General features: G+C 69.1%; 18 protein-coding genes (1 of these 18 only partly in view). 2 read left to right on the forward strand and 16 right to left on the reverse strand.

Annotated features, from left to right (window positions below; translation table 11 throughout):
• Positions 1 to 82: 82 nt before the first annotated feature.
• The 3 genes from G6O69_RS20230 to G6O69_RS20240 form a co-directional block, all read right to left on the reverse strand.
• Positions 83 to 871 carry a myxococcus cysteine-rich repeat containing protein gene (locus G6O69_RS20230; protein WP_172305164.1) on the reverse strand — a complete coding sequence of 263 codons (789 nt, stop codon included), beginning with the start codon at positions 869 to 871 and terminating at the stop codon, positions 83 to 85.
• Between the two features lie 1,025 nt (positions 872 to 1,896).
• A complete protein-coding gene (locus G6O69_RS20235; RefSeq protein WP_255215827.1) occupies positions 1,897 to 3,177 on the reverse strand; it encodes a myxococcus cysteine-rich repeat containing protein in 1,281 nt (426 codons plus the stop codon).
• Between the two features lie 212 nt (positions 3,178 to 3,389).
• A complete protein-coding gene (locus G6O69_RS20240; RefSeq protein ID WP_172305165.1) occupies positions 3,390 to 3,866 on the reverse strand; it encodes a FixH family protein in 477 nt (158 codons plus the stop codon).
• A 302-nt stretch (positions 3,867 to 4,168) separates the two neighbouring features.
• Here G6O69_RS20240 and G6O69_RS20245 point away from each other — a divergent pair, with 302 nt between their 5' ends.
• Entirely contained in the window at positions 4,169 to 7,156 is a 2,988-nt protein-coding gene (locus G6O69_RS20245) for a patatin-like phospholipase family protein (RefSeq protein ID WP_172305166.1), read from the forward strand.
• Here the strand turns inward: G6O69_RS20245 and G6O69_RS20250 are convergent.
• The 6 genes from G6O69_RS20250 to G6O69_RS20275 all read right to left on the reverse strand — a co-directional run bounded on the left by G6O69_RS20250 (position 7,077) and on the right by G6O69_RS20275 (position 13,637).
• The gene (locus G6O69_RS20250; protein ID WP_172305167.1) at positions 7,077 to 7,922 is read right to left on the reverse strand and encodes a nucleoside phosphorylase; all 846 of its coding nucleotides are present in this window, start codon (positions 7,920 to 7,922) and stop codon (positions 7,077 to 7,079) included. The two genes, G6O69_RS20245 and G6O69_RS20250, sit on opposite strands and share 80 nt — an antisense overlap.
• 28 nt (positions 7,923 to 7,950) lie before the next feature.
• A complete protein-coding gene (locus G6O69_RS20255) occupies positions 7,951 to 8,979 on the reverse strand; it encodes a hypothetical protein (protein WP_172305168.1) in 1,029 nt (342 codons plus the stop codon).
• 3 nt (positions 8,980 to 8,982) lie between these two features.
• A complete protein-coding gene (locus G6O69_RS20260; RefSeq protein WP_172305169.1) occupies positions 8,983 to 10,242 on the reverse strand; it encodes a hypothetical protein in 1,260 nt (419 codons plus the stop codon).
• 11 nt (positions 10,243 to 10,253) lie between these two features.
• On the reverse strand, positions 10,254 to 11,483 hold the full coding sequence (locus tag G6O69_RS20265) for a hypothetical protein (RefSeq protein ID WP_176396977.1): 1,230 nt from the start codon (positions 11,481 to 11,483) through the stop codon (positions 10,254 to 10,256).
• Positions 11,484 to 11,530: 47 nt separating this feature from the next.
• Positions 11,531 to 12,358 (reverse strand): hypothetical protein, encoded by an 828-nt coding sequence (locus G6O69_RS20270; RefSeq protein ID WP_172305170.1) that lies wholly within the window; start codon positions 12,356 to 12,358, stop codon positions 11,531 to 11,533.
• 91 nt (positions 12,359 to 12,449) lie between these two features.
• Positions 12,450 to 13,637 (reverse strand): class I SAM-dependent rRNA methyltransferase, encoded by a 1,188-nt coding sequence (locus G6O69_RS20275; protein WP_172305171.1) that lies wholly within the window; start codon positions 13,635 to 13,637, stop codon positions 12,450 to 12,452.
• A 98-nt stretch (positions 13,638 to 13,735) separates the two neighbouring features.
• Between G6O69_RS20275 and lysS the strand changes: the two genes are divergently transcribed.
• Positions 13,736 to 15,358, forward strand: a complete 1,623-nt coding sequence (lysS, locus tag G6O69_RS20280) for a lysine--tRNA ligase (protein ID WP_172305172.1) — start codon at positions 13,736 to 13,738, stop codon at positions 15,356 to 15,358.
• A gap of 7 nt (positions 15,359 to 15,365) precedes the next feature.
• Here the strand turns inward: lysS and G6O69_RS20285 are convergent, their stop codons facing one another.
• The 7 genes from G6O69_RS20285 to G6O69_RS40385 form a co-directional block, all read right to left on the reverse strand.
• On the reverse strand, positions 15,366 to 15,932 hold the full coding sequence (locus G6O69_RS20285; protein ID WP_176396978.1) for a hypothetical protein: 567 nt from the start codon (positions 15,930 to 15,932) through the stop codon (positions 15,366 to 15,368).
• Between the two features lie 183 nt (positions 15,933 to 16,115).
• A complete protein-coding gene (locus tag G6O69_RS20290) occupies positions 16,116 to 16,766 on the reverse strand; it encodes a Coq4 family protein (protein WP_172305174.1) in 651 nt (216 codons plus the stop codon).
• On the reverse strand, positions 16,763 to 17,080 hold the full coding sequence (locus G6O69_RS20295; RefSeq protein WP_172305175.1) for a hypothetical protein: 318 nt from the start codon (positions 17,078 to 17,080) through the stop codon (positions 16,763 to 16,765). The genes G6O69_RS20290 and G6O69_RS20295 overlap by 4 nt, the downstream gene beginning before the upstream one ends.
• Before the next feature lie 50 nt (positions 17,081 to 17,130).
• A complete protein-coding gene (locus tag G6O69_RS20300; protein WP_346017068.1) occupies positions 17,131 to 20,640 on the reverse strand; it encodes a TonB-dependent receptor in 3,510 nt (1,169 codons plus the stop codon).
• 244 nt (positions 20,641 to 20,884) lie between these two features.
• Entirely contained in the window at positions 20,885 to 21,637 is a 753-nt protein-coding gene (locus tag G6O69_RS20305; protein WP_172305176.1) for a hypothetical protein, read from the reverse strand.
• A 31-nt stretch (positions 21,638 to 21,668) separates the two neighbouring features.
• Positions 21,669 to 22,820 (reverse strand): hypothetical protein, encoded by a 1,152-nt coding sequence (locus G6O69_RS39420; RefSeq protein ID WP_217909874.1) that lies wholly within the window; start codon positions 22,818 to 22,820, stop codon positions 21,669 to 21,671.
• A 194-nt stretch (positions 22,821 to 23,014) separates the two neighbouring features.
• Positions 23,015 to 23,192 carry the 3' end of a peptidylprolyl isomerase gene (locus G6O69_RS40385; RefSeq protein WP_255215828.1) on the reverse strand. Its footprint extends 965 nt past the window's final position, so the window shows 178 of its 1,143 coding nt (coding positions 966-1,143); the start codon falls outside the window, past its right edge; its stop codon occupies positions 23,015 to 23,017.

Here is a 23,192-nt window from a genome sequence, read left to right on the forward strand (position 1 = left end):
GCCCGGTACAGCTGCGCTTTGGCTTCGCGCCCTCGACGAAAATCCCGGCGCCAGGAGCCGCGCTGGGTTCCACCACGGGCTCCTAGTTTCGGGAACTTAGGCAGAGTCGTCGTCGTCGGGAGAGCGCGACGAGCAAGCCCAGCGAGAGCGCCGTGGCCCCCTTGGGCTCGTGGCGGGTGTCACAGCTACAGCCTTCCTCCTGGTCGAGCCCCCCTTCGCCCGAGGTGTCGCCTACCTCGTCGGCAGACTCATCGGATCCCTCGTCGCTCTCTTCGACCTCGAGCGAACAGGTGGAGCTGCAACCGTCGCCTGAGATGTCGTTTCCATCGTCGCATTCTTCTTGTGCCTGGACGATGCCGTTTCCACACGAAACGGAGCGCAGGGAGAGAAGTCGTCTCTGTATGCTCTCGTCGACGCTCCAGGCCGAGAGGCTCAGGGGCCAGGTTGGATCAAAGTCTGCTGCTGGGTCTTGGACTGTGAGTCCTGGGTATTCCCCTGTGTGCAGACGCGCGGGGCCGATGGTTGCCCAAAGTGACGAGGAGGTGTCGAGAAGGCTCAGTCGTCCACGGACATCGAGTTCGGTCAGTATCTCGTGGGAGATGATCTCGTGGGAGATGGGGGCATTGTCGAAGTCCAATTCGACGACTCCAAAGGTAGGTCCGCCGACTACTTGTTCCGAAAATGGGACCAGGCAGCGTGAACCCAGGCAGTGTGGCCTACCAGCCTCGAACACCTGTAAACCGTCGACTGGCATCGCTGAGCCGTGGGGAGCACCGCTGCTGTCGAAGAGAAAGATCTCGAGTGTCGCGTCGATGCTTCTTGGCATTACAACGATGAACAACTCGAGGTCTGGGATGAACCCCGCTGACATGCGGTTGCTCCGCAGCTTCTCTGGAGACTCATGATAGACCCAGTCGAACGACTGGCGCGAGCGCGTGGCGGTTCTCAAAGTCGCCAGCGTCGAGGTCGTCTGTTCGTCTGCGAGCCAAGCGATGAAGACTCGCTCTTCACCGCCAGCCCCCGATGGCAGCTACGGGGCGTGCGAAGCTCACTCCACTGGTGCCTTCATCGACGAGCGTCTGAGGGAGTTCCGAGGGGGTGAATGAGCCGGTCTGATCGAGGGTGGTGTGGACGACCTGATCTGTAAGCTGAAAAGATTGCAGGGGAGGCCGTTTGCATGACCCCATTTGACCCTCCCTCTGGTCCAACGTGGACGCCTCCGTTCCCCTCACACTCTTCTTTACTGATGTTGCTGTGCGCGAGGCCAAGTGCATGGCCGAGTTCATGAAATAAACCTTGGGAAAGGTCGGGGTTTCCTGAAATCGTCCACTTGTTTTCGGGGGTAGATATGATGGGGCAGCTGTCTGGCATGAAAAAGATCCAGGACTTTGTCGACTGGTCGGGGAACCCAAACGAGCCTGTGCAAGCGTGGACGCTGGGGTTCTCGATGGGGTTGCAATAGATTCCGTGTTGCATGCTGTCGAGGGACTCGAGTTCCTCGCAAGACACGCTCAGTATAGTGATCCCTGGGGGCAGAGAGTTCCGCAGCGGAGAGGATGAAGACGCTGGTGACCAGTCGAGGGAGAGAGCTTCCGCGTGCAAGAATTTGGGCAGGAGAACCGCTTCGTCATGTTGGGCGAGAACTTCGGCGAGCACTCGCTCCACGTCGTTTGGTGACCAGCCAATGAATTCTATTGATTTGTTTCCAGATGAGACGATTCTGACTGGGATGTTGAGATCAGGGAACTGCTGACTCCATGCATCTAGATATTGGGTGCTGGTCAGGCAGTAGCAGTGGGCCGTGCGTTCCTGAATGAGGAAAGTGAGAGTTAATGTGAATGGTGATCTCGCTAGTATTCGCGGGAGGGAGGGGCGTTTCATATGTGGCGAAGTTCTCTATTCGACATCGGTGAGACAAGACGCAACGCTGGCCTTCTCGGAGGTCGTTCGGGTCGAGGACGAGAGCCGCAGGCGCTCACTGGAGTCCCAGCTGGCGGCTTCATATCGAGTGTGTTCGTAGCCTGTGGTGGCGTGCTGTCGCTCCCACAGCGGCGCTCCTTCGAGGTCGAGGCCGACCATCCAGCCTTGCTCGGAGCCGTCGACGATGGTGTAGCCGAGGGCGATGACGCCCCGCGTGCTACGAGCGAGGTCGAGGATGACGCGATTGTCCTGGTCGCTGCGCCACTCCCAGCCCTCGCTCGGGTGGACTCGGACGACGAGGGCGTTGCGCGGATAGGAGAACGGGGGGACTTCCTCGACCCACTGAGTTCCTCCGATGAGCCAGCCGCCCGCGCCATCGGGGACGAGGCCCTGGGCGTGGGTGGCGACGCTCTCGCCTTCGTCGCCAAGCTCGGTGCGGAAGATCTCCTCGCCGTCGAGGTCGAACTCGACGAAGAGGAGCTTCGAGGACGGTTCGAAGCTCTGATCCCCCTCGCTGCTCGGGCTGGTCTCGATGACCGCGAGGAGGCCGAGGGAGTCACCGCCGTAGGCGAGGGCGGTGGCGCGAGCGGGGTAGGTGGCGGGGGCCTCGTTGAAAGACGTGCTCAGCTGCTGGGTTTTCGTGTCGAAGCGACCCATCCAGACGCCCCCCTTGGAGCCTGCCATCCACAGCGCGGTGTCGGTGTTGGCGAGCGCCGTGACGTTGAGGTCCTCGTCGGGAGGATCGCTGAGATCAGGTAGCGACCAGTCGTGCTCGAGGGTGCCCGAGCCGTCGATATGGATGAGCTGCTTGCCGCCGTATTTGCTGGCGATGGCCCAGGTGTTGGCGTCGGTCTCGTCGATGGCCAGCGCGAGGATGGTCGCGGCGTCGATGTTCTCGCTGCTCGGGTGAAGGAGCCAGCGGGGGCTGCCGGTCGCCTCGAAGTGCCCTATCCATGCGTCTTGGAGGGGAGGTGTGCTCGCCGTGATCGCACCAGCGGCGATGAAGGATCCATCGTCCATGGACAATAGGCTCTGGGTGCCGTCGCTGCCCGTACCCGCGCCCTCGAGCAGGGTTACGCACTCGACGAGGGCTCCCGGGAGCTGGCAAGTGGCGCTGCAGCCGTCACCGGAGACGAGATTTCCGTCGTCACAGGTCTCATCACCCTCGACGACGGCATTGCCACAGATGGGCTCATCACTATCCGACGCGCTGCTCTGCTCCTCCATGCCGGGGTCGTCGCTACAACCTTGGAGCAAGCACAGCGTCAGTAGAGAGAGCGTTCTAGCTGGTCTCGTCGTTTCTGAACCCATGACGGGCGATTCAACCACAGAGTGGTTGGTGAGTCGAGCGCACGCCGTGCGCCAGCACCTTGCGCCAAAAGAAAGAAGCCCGCGACCGGAGTGCTCCGGTACGGGCTCGCTTGCGCCAGGAATATCGATAGTCGTCGAGGCCAGCCGAATCGATCGATTCAGTTGCGGTGCTGGTAATCGAGCTCTTCGACCTCGAAGGCCAGCGAGGCGCCCTCGACCATGTCGCCGACGGCGATGTCAATGTCGATGTTCCAGACGCCCTCTTCGGTGAGCACGACATTGTCGAGGGCGTAGGCGCCGTCGCCGAGGTAGGTGACCTCGACCTCGCTCTGCATCGAGGTGTCGGCCCCGGGCATCCACGCGTCGACGAAGAGCTCGGCGCTCGGGATGCCGCGGCCCTCGGCCTGGGCGTCGTTGGGGTCGTGGAAGCCGACGCGGAGCACGAGGTCGTTGCGGCCCACGCCGATGTCGCCGCGCTCGGCCGAGAGCACCAGGCGGAAGGCGCCCGTGTCGCTGTCGAAGCCCATGCCGTCTTGGAACTCGACGACGCTGCGGAACTCGTCCTCGGACTCGGTGCAGGCGGCGAGGGGGGTGGCGAGGGCGAAGGCGAGGGCGGCGGCGGCGATGCGGTTCATGGCGGGTCCTGTGCTCGGTCGTGAGGGGTGGTGCTCGATGGTGCGGGGTGGTGCCCGCTGGGCGCACATGTATTCAAGCGTCGTTCACCTCGTGGGTCAATCAGAAAATGCAAGTAAATGTACTTTTTATCCGACAGGTAGCATTATTATTTACTAATGTTGAATTTGGATACATCACATGGCTAATATTTGGTCGATATAGAGCATTTGTTCCTTTCGATTGAGGCGATGCATCCCTGTAAAGCTGGGATCGCGGTCACCTAGGCCTACACCACCTACAGTGCTACGGTCCGTGTCCGCCGATGAAACGCCAGCCCTCGTTCGAGTTCGACGCGCTCATGGCCCTCCGCCATACCCGCGGCCTGCAGCGTCTCCACGATGAGGCGCTCGAGCCCCTCGCCCGCGAGCTGAGGCTCGCGCGCTACGCCCACGGGACGACCTTCTTCCGTCGCCTCGAGGAGTACCGCCGGGCCCCGCTGCGGGTCGTGGTCCAGGGCCAGCTGTTTTGGACGGCCTTCGCCGGGGTCGATCCCGCGGGCGCGCCGACCTTGGACGCGGGGGCGGTCTTTGGCCTGGCCTCGGTCAACGAGTGGGCGAGCAAGCACCCCGCCGCGCGGCGCTTCGCGGTGCCGGAGAACCCCGGCTTCGTGGCCGAGGCCCACGAGGAGCTGTGGGTGCTCGAGCTGCCCCGCGAGGCCTACCACCGGGCCTTCGCGCCGCCGCAGAGCAAGCGCCTGGTCAGCCGGTTGATCGGGCTCTACGGCGCCCGCCCGGACTCGCCCAAGTTCATCCGCGCGCTGCGGCGCACGCCGGAGTTCTCCAGGGCCTGCCCGATGCACGTCGCGCGCCTGGTCGAGGGCGGCGTGCTCGAGCGCTGGCCGCCCGGATGGACGATCCCCGTGAACGGGAGCCGCGCGCAGACGGCCCTGCGCTACGTGGTCACCGGCAAGGTCCGGATCATCGACGAGGACACGGGCCAGAGCACCATCGTCGGCGCGGGGGAGCTGATCCCCGAGCACTCGATCTTCTCGGATCGCGGCCCGACGCGCTCGCTGATTGCGATCAGCGAGCACACCACCGAGGTCATCCGCATCCGCCGGGATAGCGTCGACTTCACGATCCGCACCACCCCAGGCTTCGCGCGGACCTTGGGCCCGGCGACCCTGGGCAGCTGGATCCGCGAGCCTTCGGGCCTCGACCACTGCTACCCGATCATCGCCGCCGGCGAGATGACCCTGGTGCTCGCCGATCCGGCCACCGAGGCGCTGCCGGTCTCGGGGCTCGTCAGCCTGCTCGCCGAGGCCGCGCACGATCACCTCGATGATCGCGTGGCGGTGGTCCGGCTGCTGCGCGAGGGCCCGGGGATCGTGGCTCGCAGCTCGCCCTTTGGCGTGCCCGAGGCGCTGCTGGTCCCGCGCGGACCCGAGTTCGCCGCGGCCGTGCGGGCGCTGCTCGTCGACCTCGCCGAGCGCTGGGGGCTGCTCTTCGATCACATCCTCGTCGACGCTGGCTCGCTGGCCCTCGACGCGAGCGAGCGGCTGACGCTGATGCGCGCGATGGTGGATCTGCCCTGTCCCTCGCAGATCGCCTATCTGGTGGCGAGCCCCGACGACTGGGCGTCGATGCCCGAGCGCGTCGGCTTGCTGTCGGGGGTCTCGGTCCTGCCCACGGCGCTGCTCGGGCCCAAGCCGCCCAACCTCGAGCTCGAGCGCGTCGGCGAGTGGCTGCGCGAGCTCGGCGATGGCGGGGGGGGCAGGCCGCCCGGTCGCCCGCGCCCGGGTCGTGTCCGCGGGCTGGCTGCCCACGCGGGGCACGTCCTCGCGCAGCTCATGGGCGTGCCTGGGAGCGACCCCACGCCCTGGCCGCTGGATGCGATCCGCATGCGCCTCGACGCGCAAACCCTCGAGGTCCTGCGCGCGCGCGACAACCCGCGGACCATCGACTGCCTCGCGCTGAGCGTGGCCCAGGCGGATCAGCTGCGCGCGTGCATGGAGCGCTGGGCTCGGGCGGTGACCTGGCGACGGATCGGCGTGGGCATCGGCGGGGCCGGCTGCCAGTCCTACGTGGCGATCCCCTTCATCCGACGCCTGCGCGAGGTCGGCATCCCCATCGACGTGTTCTCGGGCTCGAGCACCGGCGCGTTCATCAGCGCCTTCTACTCGGCGCTCGGCGACCGCGGCCTCGACGAGCTGGTCAGCAAGCGCCACCACTTCGGCTTTGGCGTGGCCTTCGCGTGGACCGACAACACCCCCTTCGAGCTGCTGCTCACCTACCTGCTCGACGGCCTCGACCTCAACGACCTCGAGCTCCCGGTGATCGCCGTGGCCGCGCGCGCAGCCGATGGCGAGACCGCCTACCTCTCGTCCTCGCTCGCCGGTCAGGCCTGCATGGCGAGCGGCTCGCTGCCGCCGATGGTCCCGACCTACGTGCAAAACCGCCGCCTGCTCGACGGCGGCCTGACCCTCGACGTGCCCACGGCGGTGCTGACCTCGGCCGGGGCCGAGCTGATCGTCGGCGTCCAGCCGATCCCGCGGGTCAACCCCAGGCCGCTGATGCCCCGCGGGCTGCTGATCCCCCCGGGCCTGCGCAAGCTGGCGAGCATCAACACGCCCCAGCGCGCGCTCGACTACTACCGCGCCTACCTGATGCTCTTTCGCCAGGCCGCCCGCGGCGACGAGCCCAACGCCGACGTGGTCTACGAGGCCACGACCCGGTCTTCGCACGCCAGCTTGTTCTTCCAGGCCAAGCGCGTGGCCGAGGAGGCCGAGGGCAGCCCGGCCCTCGAGCGCGCGGTGGAGGACACCGTGGCCGAGTGGCGGCGCATGCTCCTGCGTCCGCCGGGGCGGGTGATCCTCGATCCCGAGAGCGGCAAATTCCTGCTCGGGAATTCGAGCGCGATCGCCCTCGAGGGCCGGCGCAGCGCCGAGTGCGAGTGGATCCCCCCGCACTCCCGCGCGATCGTCCATCAGATCGCCGAGTTCGTCGCTCGCCACTCGCACATCGATCTGCGCGCCTGCTTGTGCGTGCCCGAGAACGAGTCCGACGAGAAGATCGCCCGCTGGCTCGATCTCCTCGACGAGACCCTGCGCGGCGAGGACTGCCTCGAGCGCCGTCGCTTCGAGCGCTCGGTGGTCCGCGATCCCTCGCTCTCGCGCGTCCAACTCGAGCTCGGCGTGATCCCGCGCTTCGCCGAGGGCGTCCGCGCCGAGCTCAGCGTGCGAGCCCAGGATGCCAGCAGGGACGATCCCCGCGGGCCGCGGTCAGGGTCTGGAGGTGAACCAGCGCGTTGAGGGCGACCTCGACGCAGCGACCCTCGGCGCCGGCCTTGTCGGCGTCGTCGATGAAGGTGTTGTCGACGCGGTTGGCGTAGACGGCACACACGGCCCCGGCCCGAAAGCCGCGCAGGGTCGAGAGGGTCAGCAGGGTCGAGCTCTCCATCTCGAGGTTGCTGACGCCCTGGCGCGAGAGCTCGGACTCGATGTGGGGGTTGCGAGGGGGGAAGCCGGGGACCTCGCGGCCCTGGGCGCCGTAGAAGCCCGAGGCGGTGGCCGTGACGCCGAGGTGGTGGGTCGCGCCGGCGTCCTCGGCCGCCCACAGCAAGGACATGATCGCCTCGGGGTGGGCGAGGGCCGGAAAGCCCGGGCCGACGAAGCTCAGCGAGGTCTCCTCGAGGCGGTAGGAGCCCTGGGTGATCACCAGCTCGCCCAGGCCGATGCCCGGCTGGAGCGCGCCGCAGCTGCCCGCGCGGATGATCGTCAGGCCGCGCGGATCCTCGAAGAGCGAGCACAGCTCGATGACCGCGATCTCGGTGTTGGCGGCGCCCATGCCCGTGCCCATCACGGTCATCGGGAGCCCGCGGTAGCGGCCGGTGTAGGTCACGAACTCGCGCTCGGAGATCGGCTCGCCGTAGGACTCGAAGTAGCCCTCGGCCACGCGCTTGGCTCGCTTGGGATCCCCGACCAGGAGGATCGCGGGGGCGACCTCGCCGGGGCGCAGGCCGATGTGGTACTGGCGATCATCGGCGCCGTGAGGGTCGTTGGCCGAGCGTTCGCTCATGTCGGCCACTGTAGTCGCGAACCCGCGCTCAATCCAAGGCGTCGAGCAGCAGGGGGTCGATGGTCTCGCGCTCTCCGTAGCGCTGGACGAAGCTCGAGACCTGCCCACGGGCGACCTCGCTGCGGGCGAGGGCGGCGAGCAGGGCCGCGGCCTCGCGGCGCAGGGCGGGCAGAGCGAGCAGGGCGTCGATGGCCGCCTCGAGGGCGCGCGCGTCGATCTGCGCGGCGAGGGCGAGGGCGAAGAGCTCGCGGCTCGCGGCGATGAAGGTGTCGTCACGCAGCAGCCGGCGCAGGCTCGCTGCGCTGAGCGCTGCGCTGGTCTGTGCATCGAGGATCGCGGCGATCGTCGCGTGGCCGGTGGGTGCCTCGGCCAGGACCGCGGCGAAGTCCACGAGCAAGGTCGCGCCGCGCTCGGGATCGCCGAGGCGCCGGGCGAGGCGCTGGGGGTCGTCACCCAGGCGCTCACCGAGGCGGCGAGAGAATTCGGGATCGTCGAGGTGGCTGGTCACGACCTCGGCGAGGGCCTCGGCGCCGTCGGCCTCGATGAGCAGGGCGTGGCCCAGGGCAGGCCCGGCGTCGGCGAGCGCGGCCGTGAGCGTGCGCCGCAAGAGCGCGGTGAGCTCGGGCCGGGTCAGGCGCGCGTCGACGAAGGCGATCAGGCCTGCGCTGGTGATCCCCTCGCCCTGGGCCGCGCGGGCGTAGTCGACGAGGGCGGCGCGCATGGCCGGGCTGTCTTGGAGGGCGGCGAAGAAGTCGTCGGCCTCCGCTGCCAGCTCGGGGTCTTCGGCGACGCGGGCGAGGGCGCGCTCCGAGGCCTCGAGGATCGCGGCCTCGCCGAGCAGGGATTCGAAGCAGCGGGCGAGGGCGGCCTCGACCTCGGCTTGCTCGGCGGCGGCCTCGAGGCCATCGACGGCGGCGGCCCGGGCGGCGCCGCGATCGAGCGCGGGCCGGGTGGGGACGCTGCGCTCGCGGGGGCTGTCCTCGCTCGCCTGGCAGGCGACGAGCCAGGCGAGCGCGAGGGCGCAGGCGGTGCAGGTGCGCGCGGACAAGGCGCTCACGCACTAAAAGCGCAGGACCAGGCCCGCGTGCCCGCCTTGGCGGTTCATGCCAAAGGTGGGCGTGAGCTGCAGGCGGGAGGTCTCGGGGAGGCCCCAGGCCTCGCGGAAGCGCTTGCGCTTGCGCTTGCCGACGGCGAGCATCGCCGCGCCGCCGCCGGTCATGAGCAGGCCCGGGATCAGCATCGGCATGCTCAAGAACAGCCCGGAGGGGTAGATGCCCAGGAAGACCGTGCCGGTGAGCGCGAGCGCCGAGCCGGGGATCAGCAAGGACACCCCGGCCGCGACCAGACCGCGGCCGTCCTGGATCGGGCGCTCGGCGACGGGGCCGACGCCAACCGGAGCCTGGGCCTGCGGTTCGACGGGGCCGACGTGGAGCCTGACCCCGGCGACGTCGGCCTTGGGCACGGAGACCACGATGGCGTCGGCGCTGCGGGCGATGGCGAGGGCCGCGGAGGACTGGGCGACCAGGTTGCCGTCGAGGCTCTGGCCGTTCTTCATGGTCAAGATGACGCGCTCGTCGAGCAGCCCGGCCCACAGCGCGTCGCCGGTGAGGCTCAGCGAAGTGCCGGCTGGGCCGCGCGGGGCGGCGTTGGTGCTCGCCCCCGCGTTCGCCATGGGGGGCGCGGCCGTGCTCGCGGCGTCGGGGCTGGGACCCGCGGGCGCGGCCTGGTCGGGCGCGGGCTGGGCCGGGGCCGCGTCGGGGCTGGCGGCAGCGGCGGCTTCAGCTTCCTGGGGGAGCTTGGGGGGCGCCTCGACGATTGCGGCGGGCACCACCCTGACCTGGCTGGGCCCGGCGGCCTCGGCCACGGCGGCGGTGAAGAGCAGCGACAAGCTGCCCGCGGCGACGAGCAGCGCCCGGCCGAGGGCGCGCTGGCGCTGGCGCTGACGCCCGGCTGTGAAGTCCGGGGTGATCAGCTCTGCGTCGAGCTGGCTGCGCAGGCGCCAGGCCGTGGTGTCGAGCTTGGCGCTCGGATCCCACGGCGCGACGGGGATCCCGACGCGCGGGGTCTCGCAGCTGAGCACCGGGCGCTCGCCGGCGAGCTCGGTCAGACCAAAGCTGCGCCGGGCGATCGCGTCGGCGGCGAGCAGCTCGATCAGGCCAGCGTTGCGCTGGCTGGCGGAGAGCTGGGCGGGGGTGTGGAAGTCGGTGGCGACGTCGTCGTCGATCCACTCGGCCTCACGGCAGCGCAGATCGAAGGTTTCGACGGGGGCTTCGGCGGGGGCTTCGGCGGGCTCGTTTGCGTGGGAGTCGTTGGGCGCCATGGTGGTGCTCCTCAAAAGCGCAGGACCAGGCCAGCCTGACCGCCGCTGCGGTTGAAGCCGAGGGTGGGCTGAACTTGCAGGTTGGTCATCTGGGGCAGGCCCCAGGCCTCGTTGTAGGCTTTGCGCTTGCGCTTGCTGGCGCGGATCATCGCCGCGCCTCCGCCGATCATCGCCGCGCCAGGGAGGACCAGCAGGGGCAGGCTGTAGTAGACGGAGTACGGCCAGATCGCGAGCAAGACGACGCCGCTGAGGGCCGCGGCCGAGCCCACGCCGGTCATCAGGGCGCCGCCGGCGAGCAGGCCAAAGCCGTCCTTGGTGGTGCGCTCGGGCACGACCAGGGGCTGCTCGTCGAGCTGCTCGCTCTGGCGCATCTCGAGGCCGGCGATGTCGGCCTTGGGCACGGAGACCACGGTGCCGTCGGCGGCCCGCGCGACGGCGAGCTTGCCCTGATCTTGGGCGACGACCTTGCCGGCGAGGCGCTCGCCGTCCTTCATGACGAAGGTGACCCACTTGTCGTGCAGCCCGACCCACAAGGTCGTGCCGGTGAGCGAGAGATCGTCGGCGGAGGCGGGGGCGATGGCCGGCGGGGGCGGGGTCGCCGGAGCCGAGGAGGGCTCGGGGGCGGGCGCAGGGGCGGGAGCGGGAGCGGGCGCAGGCGCAGGCTCGGCCGTGGGCTGGCTGGCGTCGGCGGGCGCGTCGCCCTCGACCCCGCTCAGCGCGGCGACCACGTCGGCCTGTGGACCCTCGCCAGCGTGGGCCAAGGTCGCGCCGAGCAGCACGGGCAGACCAGCCGCGACGGCGAGGAGCCCGTGGTGGAACTCTGCGCGGCTCCTGGCGCCGGGATTTTCACCACGGGCTGCTGGCTTGCGGCTCGAAGAGGTGGTCGACGCGGAGGAGGAGGGACGCGAGGACCGAGCCTCGCGTGCGGCCTGGGCCTGCCCAGGGTTCGTCCAGTCGGCGATCGGCGGGAGCTCGTCCGGGGGCGCCAGCCTGGCGGGGATGGGCGCGTGCCCGGCCTCGCAGCTGAGCATGCGCTGGCCGCTGGTGTGGCCGGCAGCCTCGAGGGTGCTGCGGAGCAGCGCGTCGGCGAGCAGGGTCTCGACGAAGGCGGCGTCCTGGTGGATCGGGTCGGTGGCTCCCGCGGGTCGGGCGAAATCGCTCAGGGCCGCGGGTTGATCGAGCCACTGCGTGTCACGACAGCGCAGACGAAAGGTCTGTCGGGGGTTCTCGGCGGTGGTCATGGCGTCTTCGGCGTGCGGGCGGGTAGTCCAGCGAGGCGGCGATCGGTTCAAGTCGAGCTGTCGTCTTGCTCGCGCAGCAAGCTGCGCGCGGCGCTGATGCGGGCCTGGGCCTCGTGGGCGAGGATCTGCGGGCGCAGGGCGAGGTCGGTCTCGTTGAGCTTGGTCAAGAACGCGGCCGAGAGCGGGAGCCCGCGGTGGATGTGGTCGTAGAGCTCGTCGAAGACCTCGACGAACTCGGGCTCGAGCGCCGGGGTCGGGGCCTGGGCGCGCTGGGTCTGGTGTTGCGGGCGGACGGCGGCCACGGCCGCGTCGAGGTCCCCGCGCTCGAGCCAGCGCAGGACCTCGGCGATGGCCTCGTGGGGGTCGTCGAGGAGCGACTGGTAGGAGCAGACGTGGGCGGCGTAGCGGCGCGTGGCGATGTCGCGCAGGAGCGCGAAGTTGTCGAGCCACCACTCGAGCGCCGGAGGCAGGCGGCTGCGGAACAGCTCCTCGTGGGGATCGAGGCCGAGGTGCTGGTCGATCATGGTCTGCAGGCGCTCCCGCGACGCGCAAAACTGCCGCCACTCGCGGACCGTGGCGACGACGCGATCGAGGTAGGCGATGTCGCTGCGGACCAGGCCCGGGATCATGATCTTGACCGCGTGAAAGCGGGTCTGATCGGGGAACAAGAACGCCCCGGTGAGCGGGTGGGGGTTGCTGCGGTAGTAGACCCCGCCGAGCAGCTGCGACTCCCAGTAGCCGTCGGGGTTGGCCTCGCGCAGCAAGGAGCGCCAGTCTCCGGGGAAGGGCTCTCCAATGGCGTCGAAGCCCGCCGCGACGAGGATCTGCATCCACATCGAGGTTCCGGAGCGCGGGGTGCCAGTGACGACGAGCATCGCGCGCAGTAGAGCACGAGGCGCGCGCAAAAGGGAGCAAAATGCGGGGACCGCCCCGGTCTCGCGGGCGGTCTCGGCTCGGCACAGACTCTCAGCGCAGGACTCGGCAGAGCGTCGACTTGAGGTAGGCGCCCTCGGGGAAGCCCAGGGGGACGGGGTGGTCGAAGCCCGCGCCGCTGCGCTCGAGGATCTGCAGCTCGACCCGCAGGCCCCGCGCCGCCTTGGCCAGGGTCTCTTCGAAGGCGTCGCGGTCGACCTGGCTCGAGCACGAGGCCGCGAGGTAGAGCCCGCCATTGGTCACCGCGGGGATCGCCGCGGCGTGCAGGGCCTGGTAGGCGGACAGGGCCTTGTCGCGGGCGGACTTGCGCGGGGCGAAGCTCGGCGGATCCGCGACCACGAGGTCGTAGCGCCCGGCCTTGGCCTCGCCGAGCCAGCGCGCGACCTCGACGGGGGCGCCGCGGTGGCGGTGGGGATCGAGGCCGTTGGCTGCCCAGCCGCGCTCGGCCAGGTCGATCGCCGGCGCGGCGACGTCGACGGTCACGACCTCGCCGGCGCCGCCGAGGCCCGCGGCGATCGAGAAGCCGCCGGTGTAGCCGAAGAGGTTGACCACGCGCGGCCCCTGGCTGGCCGCGCCCACGCCCGCGGCCTTCAGCCCCGCGACGCGCTCGCGCACGCCCAGGCGGTTGGGGCGGTGGTCGAGGAACATGCCGGTCTTTTGTCCGGCGCCGAGATCGACGAGCAAGACCATGCCGTGCTCGCGGACCGCGATCGCGGCGCTGGGGGCCGCGCCGAACAGCGCCTCGACCTGCTTGTGCTCGCCGCGGCCGCTGCGGCGCAAGAGCGTGGTCACGCCGCGGGCGCGCAGGCGCTCGCTGATCATCGCCTCGAGGCTCGGGCGCCACGGCTCGATGGCCTCGCCCTCGAAGCGGAGCACGGCGCAGTCGGCGTAGCGATCGCAGACCATCCCGGGCAGGCGATCGCCCTCGCCGTGGACCAGGCGCAGGGCGTCGGTCTCGGCGGGGGCCAGGCGATCGCGCAGCGCGAGGGCGGCGTCGAGGCGGGCGGCGAACAGGGCCTCGGTCACCGGCTCGTCGCGCGTCGTCAGCACGCGCACGGCGATCGGTCCGCGCTCGGCGAGGCCGCGGGCCAGGAAGCGGCCCTTGCGATCGAGGACCGTGACCACGCTGCCGGGCGCCGGCGCGCTGCCTGCCAGGGCGTCGCGGAAGATCCACGGGTGCCCGCGGCCCACGGCGCGCTCGAGGGGCTTTGCCAGCTTCACGCGCGCGTCTGCGCTTGCTCGTGCTCGTCGAACCACGCCCGAGTGTCGTCTGTGGCCGGCTCGACAGACAAGGGGGGATCGAGCATGCTTCGCAGCCCATGGCACCGCCGGATCCCTACTTTTCGCACTGGGCCGACCATGCCGCCACGCGCACGATCGCGGCGAACGCCGACGCCGAGGTGATCACCGTGGCCGCCGGCATCACCCCCTCGGGGGTGGTCCACGTCGGCAACTTCCGCGAGATCATCACCGTCGATCTCGTCGCCCGGGCCCTGCGCGCGCAGGGCAAGAAGGTGCGCTTCATCTACTCCTGGGACGACTTCGACGTGTTCCGCAAGGTCCCCGTGGGCATGCCCCAGCAAGACATGCTGGCCGCCAACTTGCGCAAGAGCATCGCCGACGTCCCCGATCCCTACGGCGAGCTCGACAGCTACGCCTCGCACAACATCGCCGCCCTCGAGCACAGCATCGAGCCGCTGGGCATCGACTGCGAGTTCATCCGCCAGTCTCGGCGCTACCGCGCCGGCGACTACGCCGAGGGTATCCGCCAGGCGCTCCAGCACAGCGCGCAGATCAAGGCGATCCTCGACCAGTACCGCCGCGAGCCGCTGCCCGCCGACTGGCTGCCGATCGCCGGCTTCGACCCCGAGACCGGCCGCGACGACTTGAAGTTCAGCTGGGACCCCAACGAGGACGAGGGCTGGATCGTACACTACAGCGTGGCGTCCACCGGTCGCGTGGGCAAGATCGACCTGCGCGAGGGCGGCGACGTCAAGCTGCTGTGGCGCGTGGACTGGCCGATGCGCTGGGCCCAGGAGCGCGTGATGTTCGAGCCTGGGGGCAAGGACCACAGCTCCGAGGGCGGCAGCTACGACACCGCCAAGCAGATCGTCGACCAGGTCTACGGCGGCTCGGCGCCGCAGTACGTCGCCTACGACTTCGTGTCGATCAAGGGCATGGGCGGCAAGATCTCGAGCTCCAAGGGCAACGTGGTCACGGTCGCGGACTGCCTGCGGATCTACGAGCCCAAGCTACTGCGCTGGCTCTTCGCCTCGACCCGGCCGAACACCGAGTTCGCGATCAGCTTCGACCTCGACGTGCTCAAGATCTACGAGGACTACGACCGCGCCGTGGCCCTCGCGCACGAGCCCGAGGAGGGCGGGCGCAAGGACAAGAAGCGCGCCGTCGCCCGGCGCACCCTCGAGCTCGCCGATCCGGCCGGCGTGCGCGTCGAGCCCGGGACCACGCCGCCCTTCCAGCCCAGCTTCCGCCCGCTGTCGATGATCCTGCAGATCTACGACGGCGACATCGACCGCGCCCGGGCCCACTACGAGGACAGCGGCGAGCTGCGCAGCGACGAGGAGCGGGCGCTCTTCGACGCGCGGGCGCGCTGCGTGTGGAACTGGATCGATGACTTCGCCCCGGCGGAGTTTTGCTACCGGATCCGCGAGCAGCCCGTGGTCCGCGAGCTCGAGGACGCGCCCAAGCAAGCGCTCGCGCGCCTGGTCGCGGCCCTCGAGCAGGCCGCCAAGCCGCTGCGCGAGGCCGACCTGGTCCCCCACATGAAGGGGCTCTTCGAGGGCCTCGAGCTCGGGCCCAAGGAATTCTTCCCGCTGATCTACGACCTGCTCATCGACCGCGAGAAGGGCCCGAAGCTGACCACCTTGGTCACGGTGATGGGCGCCGAGCGGGCGCTGCCCCTGCTGGCCGCGAGCCTGTGACGGGCTCCTAGCTCGCCCACGGCCGGGTGACCTCGACGCAGCGCAGGTCGCCCGAGCCGAGGTCGAGCCTGTACTCGTGCAGGGTCTGGAGGAGGTCGCCATAAAAGGCGCGTGAGAGCGTATGAAAGCCCAGGTGTCCGTCGAGCAGGCTCGGCGTGAGGCGCTGGGGGGTTAGCCCGAACACCTTCTCGGCGAAGTCCTCCCGGCACGAGGGCCCGCCCACGAGGTCGCCGAGGCGCGAGAGCTTGCAGATCGTCAGGGCCAGCACCCGCAGCTGATCCGCGTCGAGCAGCCCGGCCTCGCGGCGGAGGAATTTACGGACGGCGTTCGGGTTGCGGGTCGTCCGCTCGCGCCTGCCGTCGACGACACAGCGCGCCCAGAACATGGTGTGGATGTTGAGCGGGGGGGCGCCAAAGAACTCGTCGTTGCGCTCGGGAGGGTCGCGCATCAAGACCAAGGTCTTTGGCGGCACACGCAGCCGCGCAATCTCGACTGGCTTGGCTGGCTTGGCCGGCTCGACCGGCTCGAGTGGCGGCGGGGCGCTCGCCTTCCTCTTGGATACACGTCGTCGCATCGAAGCATCCGCCCGCAGAGCCACCACATGCTCGCTCGGACCGTCCGAACAATACCCCATGGGACTGGCCTTTGGACCGAACTTTGCGTCGACGTGCCTTTCTAGAATTTTGATTCCAAATCATCACTGTAGCGATGGCCGAGCTCGCGCCACGGACCAGTGATTCTTCACGTTGAGGGCCATTCAGGCCGTGATCAGGGGGGCGACACCGTAGCGAGCCCTGACCGCGTCGAGCGGCTCGGCCCAGTGATCTTCCCATCGCACGAGCAGGAGCGGGGAAGCCCGCTTACCCATGCGGTAGGCGGAGATCAGCCCGCGGCGCAGCGCGTCCCAGCGACCCTCGAGGACGAGGTGCTTGATCCCCCCGAGGCTCACGATCAGCGCGGAGTTTGGCAGGCCCAGCTGACCGAGGACGAAGGCGTGGAGCAAAACCTCCTCGTGGCCGGCGACGCCGAGATCCAAGAGCACGTGCCAGATGTCGTGGACCTGGCGGTAGCGGTGGATCAGGTAGCCGACGTCGGGGTCGCGGATCACCCGGGTGGAGGTGGGGTCGAGGTAGAGCTCGAGTCCGTGGCGCTCGAGGTGGCGGACATAGGCGCCGCCCAAGCTGTCGGCTGGGAGCGCGCGCAGGGCCTCGAAGTCCACGCTCTCGTGGTCGATCTCGGGGCGCTCGCGCAGCAGCGGGCTGTCTTCGCGCAGGGCCGCGTCGAGCAGGGCCGCGTAGCGACGCCGCGAGATGATCTCGGCGATGATGTGCAGGTCGTCGATGCGCGCCGAGTCGCGGGCCAGGCGAGCCATGGCCCCGGTCAGCAGCGCGAGCTCGCGGAGGTTCACGAGACCAGCCCGGCGGCGTCGAGCTTGGTGCGCAGGACCAGGGCGAGGTCGCGGGTGGTGGTCTCGACCCCGTCCTCGGCGGCGCCGGCGACCAGCGAGAGCCCGGCGTCGCGCTCCCACTGCAAGGTCACCGGGGTGCCGCGGTGGACGAAGTCCCAAAAGCGCAGCTCGGCCGAGCTGAACCGGTCCTTGGCCTCGGCCCCGGCCTCGTGCTCGAGCAGCTCGCCGGCCTTGCGCAGGGCGTAGGGGTCGGTGTTTTGGGTCAGCGGCAAGATCAGCCGGCCCTGGGGGTCGCGTCGCTCGGCCTCGCTCATGCCGCCACTGTGCCCCGCGGCGGTGAGCGACGCCAGCCGTCAGCGCTGGTTCAAAAGCGCAATTTTAGCTCGAACTGGGCCGAGAGCGGCTGCTGGAAGCTGGTCTCGACCCCGTAGTTGCCCTGGGGCTGGACGATGTCGCGGGAGAAGAAGTTGTCGGCGCCGCCGCCTTGCTCCCAGACCTTGGCGTGCTTGAGGTCGCTGGTGTCGCCGCCGGCGATCGGCCGCGCGGCCTGGTAGGTGTAGATATCGTCGACCCGGAGCACCGCCTTGGCGTTGGTCACGTTGAGCACGCGGGCGTTGAACTCGAGCTCGAGGTCGTGCTCGCCGGGCAGGGGATAGGCGTAGCCGGCGGTCACGTTCCACTGGTAGCTGGGCTGGACCTGGCCGCCCTCGCCGCGGGGCAGCAGGTAGACCAGGTAGGCGCCCGAGTAGTTGAAGTTCGGCGTGTCCGAGCGGACGTTGACCGGGACGCCCGACTGCAGCCGGAAGCTGGTGCCCAGGGTCAGGCGCCCGCTTTGCTTGAAGTCGAAGCTATAAAAGCCGTCGATCTTCAGGCGGTGGGGGATGTTGCCCGAGAGCGGGCCGTAGCTGTTGCGCACGAGCTCGGGGATGTCGTACTGGGTGCTCGCGCCGATGTTGATCGAGCCGTTGGTCGAGTCCACGAAGCCGTCGTAGTTGCCGATCAGGCGGCTGTAGGTGTAGCTGGCCATCAGCAGCCAGTTCTTGGCGAAGCGCTTTTGCAGCTGCAAGGTCCACGCGTCGTAGTTGCGCGTGGGCTTGTCGAACTGCTCGTTGATCTGCTCGTAGGCGTCGACCAGGAAATTGCAGCGGTTGAGCTCGCGGGCGACGACGTTGCGGTCGTCGTCGTTGGGCGAGAAGCTGTCGTACTCGGTCTGGAGCGCCGAGCAGGTGTCGCGCTGGGCCTGGATGTCGGACTCGCGCACGGCCTCGCCGGGGTTGGCGATGATGAAGTTCTGGCCGCCGTTGGTCGACACGTCCTCGACGGCGCGGCCGAGGTCGGTGTGCAGCCAGCGGAAGCCGAGCACCAGGTCCTCGATGACCTCCTGCTCGTAGCCGATCTGGAACTGCTGGTTGTACTGGCCCTTGAGCCGCGGGACGATCGCGCCCTCGACCAGGCCGGTGGTGCTCGCGTTGGTGTCGACGCACCACTCGCTCGGCTGGCCGCCCTCGTCGACGAGGGGATCGCCGGCCGCGGTGCTCCGGCCCAGGCAGTCGTTTTGCTGGTAGCTGCGGGCGACGTTGACCAGCCCGCCGAACACGCGCGAATTCAGCTGCAAGGGCAGGGGCTGATAGAACCACCCGTAGCTGGCGTAGAGCCGGCTGCGGCCCTCGTCGGTCCAGTCGTAGACCACGCCCAGGCGCGGGGCGATATTGTCCCAGATCATGATCTTCGTGTCGCCGAAGATGTCGCGCATGTCCTGGAGCTCCCAGCGCACGCCCGCGCTGACGTAGAGGTTGGAGAGGATCGCCCAGCGGTCCTGCAAGAAGAGCGCGTAGTTGAGGGTCGAGAGCGTCTCGTCGTAGCTGTCGACGCGCGCCCCTCGGCCGAGGGAGTCGGCGAGCGCGCGCAGATCCCCCTGCTCGCGGCGGATCGTCCCAAAGCCCCGGGTGGTCCGGTTGTTGGGGTTGTCGGTGTCGACGAGGATGAAGCGGTGGTTGTTGACCCGCGACGAGCGCGTGAAGCGATACTCGTTGGTCGCGGGGTTGTAGCAGTACTCGCCGCCGCCCTCCTCGCCCGCGTCGCAGTTGTCGTAGAACTCGGCGTCGTTTTGGCCCGAGTAGGTGAAGGTGCTGTGGCGTTGGAGCCACGAGACGTCGCCGCCCCACTTGATCTGGTGCGAGCCCACGGCCTCGAAGAAGTGGGTCAGGTGCAGGCGCCCGGTGACCCGGCGGTTGATGTCCTTGTCGTACTCGCCCAGGCCCCCGGACAGCCAAAAGCGCGTCGGGCAGGCCTCGCCGGGCAGGTCGGAGCCGTTGCAGGCGTCCTCGACCTCGGGCACGAGGTCCACGGCCGAGGAGCGGTCGAGAAATTCGTAGAGGTTGCGGCCCTGGGCGTCCTGCTCCTGGGTGGCCGGGATGTTCTCGAGCTCGGGGTGCTCGAGGCGCCAGGCGTCCTCGGACACCGACTGAAAGTAGGACACGCCCGCGTCGATCTCCATCTTGTCCTGGAGCACGCGACCCTCGTAGTTGAGCGCGACCAGGGTCGTGTGGGCCAAGCTGACGCCGAAGTGGTCGTTGACGACGCCGGTGGCGATCCGCGAGCTCCCGCCGAGGTCGGCGCTGGGGTTGGTGCCGAAGGCGTTGGGGTCGAAGCTGAAGGGCAGGCGGTAGCTGGTGCGCTGGAAGCTCGGGCCGCCCTGGGCGGTGAGCCCCAGGCGGTGGCGCGGGGTCACGACCCAGTCGAGGCCGGCGATGTAGCCGAAGTTGAAGGCGCCGGTGTGAAAGCGCTGATCCGCGAAGCGCTCGCTGTCGATGTAGTTCCCGCCGTCGACGCAGTCGTTGGCCCCGTTCTCGTAGGGGCAGTCCTCATAGCCCCCGGAGCTGTCGCGGTCGACGCGGCTGTAGAAGCCTTGGGTCAAGGTGTAGCGCGTGCCGCTGGGCGTGACGCCGATGGTGAAGAAGAGCTTGTCCTTCTTGATCGGGCCCGAGACGATGGCGTAGGCCTGCGCGTTGAAGTCTCCGACCTGGGTCACGCGCAGGGCCTCGTCCGTGCCGGTGATCAGCCGCGGCGCGGCCAGGCGAGGGGCGAAGCGGATGCCGGCCTCGCCGCGGACCGTGTTGGTCCCGGCGATCCGCCGCGCCGAGACCTGGCCCGAGGACGCGCCGCCAAACTCGGCCGCGTAGCCCGACTCCTTGATCTCGACCTCCTGGACGAACTCCTGGATCAGCGTGGCCGCGACCGTGCCAAAGGCGGGGCTGGTGATGTCGGCGTTCTCGAGCGTGTACTTGGACTCGGCCCCGGTCCCGCCGGCGAGGGTGAAGCCAGCGCCGTCCTTGCCGGAGGTGGGCGCGACCTCGATGACGTCGCTGAAGTCGCGGCCGGTGCTGTTGCCCAGGGGCAGCTTGCTGATCTCGTCACCGGTCAGCTTGGTCGTGCCGTCGGTGGTCATCGGCAGCGGGACCACGACCTCGAGCACGGTGATCTCGGACTGCTTGGGATCGAGGCTGAAGTTGGCGCGAAAGCGGGCCCCGCTGGGCAGTTGGGCGATCTTCGAGACGTCGGCGCGCCCGGACAGGACCTGGATCGTGTAGCTGCCGGGGGGCAGGCCGGTGAACGAGTAGACCCCAGTGGCCGAGGTCTGGCGCTCCTGGGGGCCGTCGAGGCAGCTGCACTGCAAGATCACCAGGGCGTACTCGAGCGGCTCGCCGGTGATCGAGTTCTCGACCACACCGTTGATGACGCCAGAGCTGGCGGAGGGCGGCGCGGCCTGGGCCACTCGAGCCACGGGCGCGGTGGCGAGCAGGCCCACGCAGGCGGGGATGGTTGCGAGCAGCGGATGGGCACGGAACAGGCAATGCAGCAGCGAGCGCTTCACGACGAAGCTCCTTGTCGGCGGGAGGCCAGGGGAGGGCGAGCCTCGCCGCGTCGGGGCCATGCTCGGCTCGGGCGAAGGCGCCGATGCAGAGCGTGGCCGCGGTGCGGGAGGTGGCTGCGCGTAGCAACTCGCGGCAGCGCTCGGACAACGGGCGCGCCGCGGCGGCCTTACACGCCGCCGGCTGTCAGCAACCCAGGGGCGAAGCCCACTGCTGACAGCGAGCGCTCAGGCTGATAGCGAGCGCTCAGGGGGCCGCGACGTGGGGGGCTTGCTCGATGAAGCCGCGCTCTGGCGCGACGATGGCGGCGATGACTGGCGGGCGCGTCGGCGCGTCGAGGGCCTCGTCGCGCGCGTCCGCCTCGCGGTCATCCTCGGCGCCGAGGTAGCCGCCCTCGAGGCGCTCGGGGTGGACGATCATCGCGCTGAGGTAGACCTCGCCCGCGCTCGGCGGCTCGGCGAGCAGGGCCTTCGGGACCGCGTGGCTCGCAAACAGATCTTCGTCGGCGAGCAGGGCTCGCAGCGGGACCGAGTCGGCCCCGGACTCGGGGTTGGCCAGGCGCGCCTCGAGGCTCGCGGCCGTACGTTCGAGCCACTCGCGGTCGAAGCGGCGCTGGGGATCCGTGCACAGCAAGACCACCGCTCGGCCGGGGCGCTTGCCCGGTCGGCGCAGCCAGGGGGCCGAGCGCAGGACCACGCCGAACACCAAGGGGCCCGACTCGAGGGCGGCCTGGCGCTCGCGACCCGAGCGCGCCTGGCTGACGGCGCCGACCGCAAACCCACCGACGAAGAGGGCCACGCCGACGTAGACCCAGGCGAAGCCGACCCGGCCCATGCCCGAGAGCACCAGCAAGATCACCAAGGTGATCGCGCCGGCGCCCGCGAGCAGGTCTCCCAGGCAGCCGCGATCGCCTCGCTTGAGCCTGTCCATGTCATCGCCGTCGAGGCCGCGCGGGGTTGCCTCGTAGCGATCGCGGACGTGGCGCAGACCGGTGGACACGCCCGCGGTGTATCAGGTTATCCCGCCACGGTCATCCCACGATGCAGATGCCGACGTCCTCGTATCCCTGAGGTGCCTGACCTTCCTCGAAGAAGGCGACGCAGCTGAGGCCGGGCATGCCGGCGCAGGCCTGGTCATCGCCGAGGTCACAGAAGCTCGCGCAGCAGGCCGCGCCCTCGCAGTCGAGGAGCGACTCCGCCGAGATGCACATGTTGCTCGGCGCGCAGTCGTTGAGGAAGCCGCAGGGCACGCCAGTCTCCAAATCCACGGAGGTGTTCAAGCACTGAAAGCTGGCGTTCGCCCAGTAGCAGCCCTCTCCTGGCGCGCAGTCCTGGACCAGGGGATCGCAGGTCGGGAGGCAGAAGTTGACCGTGCCGTCGTTGCTGGCCAGGCAGGCGGTGGACTCGGGGCACAGCGGCTCATCGATGCTGCCCGAGCACAGATCGATGCAGGTGTCGGAGAGGCAGTAGAGCCCCGCGCCGCAGTCGTCGAGGCCGGTCTGGATGCTCTCCAGGGTGCAGGACTCCCCGGCCTGGGCGTCGCCCTGGATCGGGACGCAGAAGTTGGTATCCCAAGTGTCGTTTGTGGCGATCGGCACGCACTTCTCGCCATTGGAGCAGTCCTGGGCGAAAGGATCGCAAATATCTTCGGGTAGATCGGGATCGGGGATGAAGACCTGGCCCTCTTCGGAGGATGATTCACCCTCGGAAGAGGATTCGCCTTCGGTGGTCTCGCCTTCGGAGGACGACTCGCCCTCGGATGATTCACCCTCGGAGGTCTCGCCCTCGGGTGACTCTCCTTCGGTGGTCTCGCCCTCGGAAGACTCACCTTCGGAGGTCTCGCCTTCGGAGGACTCCCCCTCGGAGGACTCACCCTCGGAGGTCTCCCCCTCGGAGGACTCCCCCTCGGAGGTCTCCCCCTCGGAGGACTCACCCTCGGAGGACTCACCCTCGGAGGTCTCGCCCTCGGAGGTCTCGCCCTCGGAGGTCTCCCCCTTGGTGGTCTCGCCTTCGGATGACTCTCCGCCGGTGGTCTCCCCCGCGGTCGTCTCACCTTCGGAGGTCTCGTCTTCGCTGCCGATCTCGTCGGCCGCGTCGTCGTCGTCCCCCTTGGTCTCGCAAGCCGGGGCCAATAGGGTCAAGCACAGCATCCACGCATGTTTGTCGAGCTTCTTCATCGTCACTGGTTCAAATTCCCCCAGGTATCAAAATAGAGGCGATGCATCGACGAGTCACGGAAGATGCGCAAAAAAAGATTTTGTGAAGGGAACGCGCGTAGAGATATCGCGCAGAACCACGAAAAACGGCGGTCTACATTGCTGCAGACCGCCGCTCCTGGGCCGACGCGCTCGGGCGGATCAGCGAATTGTGCTCTGCCCTACTTCTTGCGCACGATATCGATGGTCGAGATCGTCACGTCGTCAAAGGGCTTGTCTGGGATCGGCCGGCTCTGGGTGCGGACCTTCGAGATCTCGATGGGCACCTTGGTATCGCAGCGCCCGAAGATCGTGTGACGATCGTTGAGCGGCGCGGCCGGGTTGACGGTCACGAAGAAC

The organism is Pseudenhygromyxa sp. WMMC2535 (genome assembly GCF_011083025.2).